The organism is Streptococcus sobrinus DSM 20742 = ATCC 33478 (genome assembly GCF_000686605.1).
GTDB classification, from domain to species: Bacteria; Bacillota; Bacilli; order Lactobacillales; family Streptococcaceae; genus Streptococcus; species Streptococcus sobrinus.
This window is the reverse complement of the sequence record NZ_JMLC01000027.1, coordinates 21,527-28,283: the sequence shown is the minus strand read 5'-3', so window position 1 is coordinate 28,283 and position 6,757 is coordinate 21,527. Positions and strand designations below refer to the sequence as shown.

Sequence of the window (6,757 nt, the reverse complement as noted above, 5' to 3'; positions counted from 1 at the left end):
AAACGAGACTTCCGACCTTTTTGCTTAGCCCTGTGGTCGTACTGTTCCTGTGCTAAGGCTGCGGAATAACCATTTTGGCATCGTCTTAACTCTCTTGAAATAGTAGACTTATGGACGCCAAGTTTATTTGCAATTTGGCAAGGTTTCAAACCTAATTCTAAGTAGGTTTCTATCTTTATTCGGTCGGTTATGGTAAGATGGGAGTAGCTCATAGTTTTTCCTCGGGTTCTGTTTGTGTGGTTACTTACAGTTTACACCAATGAAACGCTATGAGTTTTTTTGTTGCACTATATTTTACAATTTATCCAGTATAGAAATGAAGAAGATGTCAGGAAATTTTTGAGAAATTACTTGATTAAGCATTTTGATTTAGAAAATGAAACGAGTAGATCTAGCTGTTTATCCCAATTTTTTGCTGCTGAACTGGTCGAAAACATAGATCGTTATATTAGTGATTCAGAAGCAAACTATCAATTTATGATTAATGATTCTTACCGAGTTTATTTGATTTTGGATCTTTTAATCAGCAGTTATCGCTACAAAAGTGGCCACCATGTCGTTCCAGAAGAACCGAAATCTTTAATAAAAAATTTATCGCAATATGAAGTTTATATTATTGCTGGTGATTTACTGAGTAAGACTACTGAGATACCGATACAGATGTTAGATGTTTCGGAGATTCATAACATCTGTTTGACGATTTATTTTGAAATTGCGGTCGAAAAGATTAGTAAACCATTGAATATTTACGTTATTTATCCCCACGGCTTAGCAACTTCGGAATTGATTATAAATTCTGTTCGGAAGCTCGTTTCAGGTTTTGATCGACTGATTAGTCTGGATTGGCGGAAGCTAAACAAGTCTGCTATTGAAAATGCCGACTTGATCATTAGTTCTGTTGAGTTAGAAAATTTCGCTAATCCTTATATCCTTGTTAGTCCAGTTGTGACTGATGCAGAAAGAGAAAAAATTCAAAGAGCCTACAACAAGCTGACCGAAAAGAATAGAGCCTCTCTAACCTCCTACCTATCTGTACAAAATCGAGAAGAGATCTCTAAGAAAATCATCTTAGATTTACTCAAAGATAATATCCTCATTAAACAGTCTTGTAGGACAGTGGAAGGCTCAATCAAGAAGATGATAAATCTTGCCTTCCCAGATAAAAAGATGGCTAGAACGATTTTTAAGTCAGTTTTGTCCCGTGAGAAGTTAGGCAGTACAGGAGTATATACTGGGGTGGCCTTACCTCACGCAGATCCCAGTGTCGTCAGGAATTCGGGCCTGATTACGATGACTTTAGATAAGCCCATCAAATGGGGTCAAAACCTAGTCAGTGTTATTATTCTGATAGCCATTGCTGAAGATGATGAAGAGGTCTATAAAAATGCTCTGATTAGTTTGTACTCACGGATCAGTAATGCCAAATATATTGATAAATTAAAGGTAAGTAAAGATAAGGAAGAATTTATCCAAGGACTTTTTGAATAAAAAATTTAGTCATTAAGGAGACTTAGCAATGTCTGAAAATATCAAATTACTAGACTATTTAGATGAAAATTTAATTTTTACCAATAAATCATTTAGTACGAGCAAGGAATTATTCGAGACAATTTCGGATGTGACCCTTGCACTGGGCAATACCAGAGAAGACTTTCTTTCTCGGGTTATAGATAGAGAAGCCAATTTTCCCACAGGTATTCAGTTAGAAAAAATTGGTGTTGCGATTCCACACACAGATGCCGAGTGTATTTTTAAAGAATTTGTGGCGGTAGTTATTAATCAAAGTCCCATCCCTTTTAAGAGTATGGAAGATCCTTCTCAGCTTGTTCAAGCCAGTCTGGTATTTGTTTTAGGTTTAAACCAGCCTCACGAACAACTTGAGATGCTTCAATCCTTGATGGGCCTGATCCAAAATGAAAAGCTCTTATTTAAGATTGTAGCAGCAACTTCTGCAGAGGAAGTCTTAACAATAGTAAAAACAAATAATTTATAAAGGAGTCACTATTATGGCAAAGGTAAAAGTATTGGTAGCTTGTGGTGCTGGCATCGCAACTTCAACAGTGGTTATGAAGAAAATTGAAGATCTCTTTTCAAAGCATCAGATTGATGCCGAATTTCGGCAAATTAAAATTGCAGAAGCAGCATCACTCCAAAATGATTACGATATGTTAATTACCACAACAATGCTGCCAACGACGTATGATATACCAGCGATTAAGGCAATGTCCTTTTTGACAGGTATTAATCAGGCAAAAGCAGAAGAAGAAATTCTGGATACAGTTAAAAAAATTCAGTCTGATAGTTAGAATTCGATTGAATCTTCAGAATCCAAAAAAGAGGAATGTTATGACGACATTGACAAATATCGTTCAAAGTATTTTAAATATGGGCTCTAGTGTAGTCCTTCCCATTATTATTTTCATCTTAGCAATGGTCTTTAGGGTACCTTTGAAGAAAGCCATCACTTCAGGCTTAACCGTTGGGATTGGAATGTTGGGTATCAACCTAGTCTTGGGATTGCTATCGGACAATGTTGGCCCCGCAGCACAAGCAATGGTTGAGAGAATGGGGCTTAATTTAACAGTTACCGATGGTGTTGGTTTAGATATTGTCTATGATTGTTCAGGAGCCATACAAGCGGTTAATACTGCTCTACCATTATTGAAAAAAGGTGGAACTTTGCAACAAGTTGGACTATTTTCAAAAGACTTGAATGCTATGGATCAACGAACGATTATTCAACATGAAGTTAATTATATTGGTTCGCGCTCGCAAAATCCTTTTGACTGGGATATTGTCATTCACTTGGAAAGCAAGGGAGCCATTAATGCTGAAAAAATGGTAACAGCTGTTTATGATTTAGAGCATTGGCGTGATGCCTTCGCAGCTATGGCAGATGGAAAAGAACTAAAAGTACTGATTGCCTCTAATCCAGAGGAACTATCATAGAGGTTTAGGAGCATAAGAGGAATTCTCCAGTGACTGTGAGACTCCTTTCTCAGAATTCCTAGGAGAAAAATAAAGAGGTTAGGACTCTGTCTTATCCTCTTTTATAATTGATGTAGCCTGGGTGAATGATAAAAGGCAAGAGCCAACATTTTCAGTAACAAGAAGATAACAAGGTTTTGATAATAATGATAAGTTTCTTGCGAAATCCCCAAGAGGCAGAAAAAAACGAGAAATTCTGATACAATGGTTATAAGTGATTTTTAAGCAAAGAAGAGTGGGCCACAACTTCATGGTCAAGTCCTCGCTTTAACTCACTCTTTAATTTACAGGGAGAATAGCGTGTCAAATATTAAATTGATTGCAACAGATATGGACGGGACCTTCCTTAAGGAAGATGGCAGCTATGATAAGAATCGTCTGAGCCGACTTTTACCCAAGTTGAAAGAGCAGGGAATCTTGTTCACTGTGGCTAGTGGTCGGGCTATGATTGCCCTAGAGAAGGTCTTTTCTGGTTTTGAACATGACCTTGCCTTTGTTGCTGAAAATGGTTCCTTTGTCCTCCATGATAATCAGGTCCTTTTTGAAGCTAAAATGGAGAAAAATTTTTATCTGAAATTGACGGGACTCTTGGATGACCTGCCTGATTTGACGGGCTACATGCTATCTGGCTGTCAGGGAGCTTATGCCTTGGAAACCGCTTCTGCTGACTATATTGATTTCGTTAAGGACTACTATGAAAATGTTCAAAGAGTGACCGATTTGGCAGATATCGACGATGATATTTTCAAAATTACTGTTAATTTCAAGGAAGAAACCATTCATGAGCGGGAAGCTTGGCTAAATCAGCATCTGGATGGTGCGACAGCCATGACAACTGGTTTTCAGTCCTTGGATATTGTCCTAGCCAATGTTGATAAATCAACAGGATTAGCAGCCATGTGCCAAAAATTGGATATCAATCCAGACCAGGTCTTGGCCTTTGGGGATAATATGAATGACTATCAAATGCTGAAGTTTGCTGGCCAAGCTATTGCTACTGATAATGCGAGACAAGAGGTCAAGGCTATTGCAGATCAGGTTATTGGTCATTGCAATGATGAGGCAGTTATTTCTTATATGGAAGGACTGGTAGAGTAAATGACAGAAATTAAACTATTGGCCCTAGATTTGGACGGCACACTTTTTAATAGCCAAAAGCAAGTCAGTCTAGAGAACCGACGAGCCCTTAAAGAGGCTTATGCAAAAGGTGTCAAGGTCGTCATCACAACGGGGAGACCGCTTGCTGCTATTGGCGATCTCTTAGATGAGCTTGATTTAGTCAGTCCAGAGGATTACAGCATCACCTTTAATGGCGGCCTCGTTCAACGCAATACTGGTCAAATCTTGGCCAAGCACGAGTTGGCATTTGCGGATGTTGAAAATATCCACGGTGTCCTCGAACCTCTTGGTTTGCCGGTTGATGTCCTGTCAGATGGGATTGTCTACAGTATTCCCAGCCGAGGTCAGAAATCTCTTTATCATTTGGCCAATCCTCTCTTGACCTTTGTGGAAATTCCTAGTTTAGACCAGCTTCCAAGAGATATTGTTTACAATAAGATTGTCACCGTCTGTCCAGAAGATTATCTGGACCAAAGAATTGCCCAATTGCCAGATAGCCTGCGTCAAGACTACGAGGTCTTTAAGTCGCGGGAAATTATTTTGGAAATCATGCCTAAGGGCGTGCATAAGGCCGTAGGCTTACAGCTACTCTGTGATTATCTAGGCCTCGATGCTAGTCAGGTCATGGCAGTCGGTGATGAAGAAAATGACTTAACTATGTTAAAATGGGCAGGACTGGGTGTCGCCATGGCTAATGGTGTCCCCCTAGTCAAAGAAACAGCTAAAGTTGTCACAAGTCGGACTAATGAAAACTCCGGTGTGGCAGAAGCTGTCGACCGCTATATTTTGCAAAAATAACTGGCTAGTCCCTGTTAGTAAAGATATGAACGACTAGTAGAGTAATTATTAGATAAAGGAGAAATATATGGGATTATTCGATCGCCTATTTGGTAAGAAGAAGGAGAAAAAAGAAGAAGTAGAACAGATTTTAGTAAGTTCAGAAGCTGTAGAAGAAGAGGAGCTTCAATCCTCTCAGCCTCAGCCAGCAGCTGAAGGATCTCAAGTCAGTTCAGAATTTACCTCGGAAATGAGTGGGCACCAATCACTTTCTGAGTCCATTGAGGTGCTGGCCTCTGAGACTAAGGACCCTAACTGGGTCAAGGATGTGCTCGATTCTGAGAACTTTATGGCCGATTACAATGCTCTTAAGTCATCTTTGGCCGAAGATAATGATATTTTGTCAGATACAGTTGCCAGTTCAGAAGATAAGAGCCAAGAGATTTTTTCGGAGGTCATTGACGGCCCAAAAAAGTCTGAAGCTGAAGGAGAGACTGATGCCGTAAAGTCGGCAGAGGCTGACCTAGTCTCAGGAGAAGAGCAGTCTCAGGCTGCCTCAGCTAGCCAAAATTCACACTCCACAGTTGCTCCAATTGTGCAAGCGGAGACCTCTAATGAGGAAGCCAACCCCCAAAAAGATTTTGAGCAAGCAGCTGATACTGCTGGCTCCGAAGAAGTTTTCTCAAAAGCTGACCAGGAGGCCGCAGAACCAGAAGATTCGGCACAAGAACAGGCTCCAGCGACTGATGTCAGTCAGCAGATTCAAGCGGGTGCAGTCCCAGAAAATGAGGAAGGCCCAGCGAACCAAGAAAGCGAGCAAGAGAAGTATAATCGCAGTTTGAAAAAGACTCGGACCGGATTTGGCGCTCGTCTTAATGCCTTCTTTGCTAACTTCCGCCGTGTCGATGAGGAATTCTTTGAAGACCTTGAAGAAATGCTGATTCTTTCTGATGTCGGTGTCCAAGTGGCTACCAATCTGACTGAGGAATTACGCTATGAGGTCAAACTGGAAAATGCCAAGAAGACCGAAGATGTTCGGCGGGTGGTCATTGAAAAATTGGTTGATATCTATGAAAAAGATGGCCAATTCAATGAAAAAATTAATTTCCAAGATGACCTGACTGTTATGCTCTTTGTTGGTGTCAATGGTGTCGGTAAGACGACTTCAATCGGGAAGCTTGCCTACAAGTATAAGAATCAAGGAAAGAAGGTCATGCTAATCGCAGCCGACACCTTCCGGGCTGGAGCTGTTGCTCAGCTGGTTGAGTGGGGCAACCGAGTTGGTGTGCCGGTAGTAACTGGTCCTGAAAAGGCTGACCCGGCCAGTGTCGTTTTTGACGGCATGGAAAAGGCAGTTGCCGAAGGCGTTGATGTCTTGATGATTGATACGGCTGGCCGTTTGCAAAATAAAGAGAACCTCATGGCTGAGTTAGAAAAGATTGGCCGAATTGTCAAACGAGTTGTGCCAGATGCCCCCCACGAAACTCTCTTGGCGCTGGATGCTTCAACTGGTCAAAATGCCCTTAGCCAAGCTAAAGAATTTTCAAAGATTACTCCACTGACTGGGCTAGTTCTGACTAAAATTGATGGAACCGCTAAGGGTGGTGTTGTCTTAGCCATTCGCCAGGAATTGGATATTCCCGTTAAGTTCATTGGTTTTGGTGAAAAGATTGATGACATCGGTGAATTCCATTCAGAGGAATTTATGCAAGGCTTATTGGAAGGCTTGCTTTAAATAGCAAAATAAGGAGGCTAGGGCTCTTTGTCCTAGCTTCCTTTTAATATTATAATTTAACCAGTCCCTAGATTTAGGCTGCATAAGCTAGCCTAAAATTAGTTGGTAAAAAAAGCCCTGTCCCTAAGGACAGGCTTT

General features: G+C 40.7%; 8 protein-coding genes. 7 read left to right on the top strand and 1 reads right to left on the bottom strand.

The genetic code is table 11. From position 1 onward, the window contains the following. On the bottom strand, positions 1-212 hold a 212-nt coding region (locus BS63_RS1000000111915), incomplete at its 3' end, for a helix-turn-helix domain-containing protein (RefSeq protein ID WP_028798544.1). A 265-nt stretch (positions 213-477) separates the two neighbouring features. On the opposite strand from BS63_RS1000000111915, the gene BS63_RS01000000111060 reads away from it, so the two are divergent. The 7 genes from BS63_RS01000000111060 (at position 478) to ftsY (ending at position 6,619) form a co-directional block, all read left to right on the top strand. Next, positions 478-1,488 (top strand): PTS sugar transporter subunit IIA, encoded by a 1,011-nt coding sequence (locus BS63_RS01000000111060; RefSeq protein ID WP_231910487.1) that lies wholly within the window; start codon positions 478-480, stop codon positions 1,486-1,488. A gap of 28 nt (positions 1,489-1,516) precedes the next feature. Next, positions 1,517-1,993, top strand: coding sequence for a PTS sugar transporter subunit IIA (locus tag BS63_RS0108640; RefSeq protein ID WP_002959793.1), 477 nt, complete (start codon positions 1,517-1,519; stop codon positions 1,991-1,993). A 13-nt stretch (positions 1,994-2,006) separates the two neighbouring features. Beyond that, positions 2,007-2,306, top strand: coding sequence for a PTS sugar transporter subunit IIB (locus BS63_RS0108635; RefSeq protein ID WP_002959794.1), 300 nt, complete (start codon positions 2,007-2,009; stop codon positions 2,304-2,306). A gap of 40 nt (positions 2,307-2,346) precedes the next feature. Next, positions 2,347-2,949 carry a PTS transporter subunit IIC gene (locus BS63_RS1000000112485; protein WP_080651903.1) on the top strand — a complete coding sequence of 201 codons (603 nt, stop codon included), beginning with the start codon at positions 2,347-2,349 and terminating at the stop codon, positions 2,947-2,949. Positions 2,950-3,288: 339 nt separating this feature from the next. Further along, positions 3,289-4,086 (top strand): Cof-type HAD-IIB family hydrolase, encoded by a 798-nt coding sequence (locus tag BS63_RS0108625; RefSeq protein WP_002959798.1) that lies wholly within the window; start codon positions 3,289-3,291, stop codon positions 4,084-4,086. After that, positions 4,087-4,905, top strand: coding sequence for a Cof-type HAD-IIB family hydrolase (locus BS63_RS0108620; RefSeq protein ID WP_002959801.1), 819 nt, complete (start codon positions 4,087-4,089; stop codon positions 4,903-4,905). A gap of 229 nt (positions 4,906-5,134) precedes the next feature. Beyond that, positions 5,135-6,619 (top strand): signal recognition particle-docking protein FtsY, encoded by a 1,485-nt coding sequence (ftsY, locus tag BS63_RS0108615; RefSeq protein WP_371126185.1) that lies wholly within the window; start codon positions 5,135-5,137, stop codon positions 6,617-6,619. Positions 6,620-6,757 lie beyond the last annotated feature (138 nt).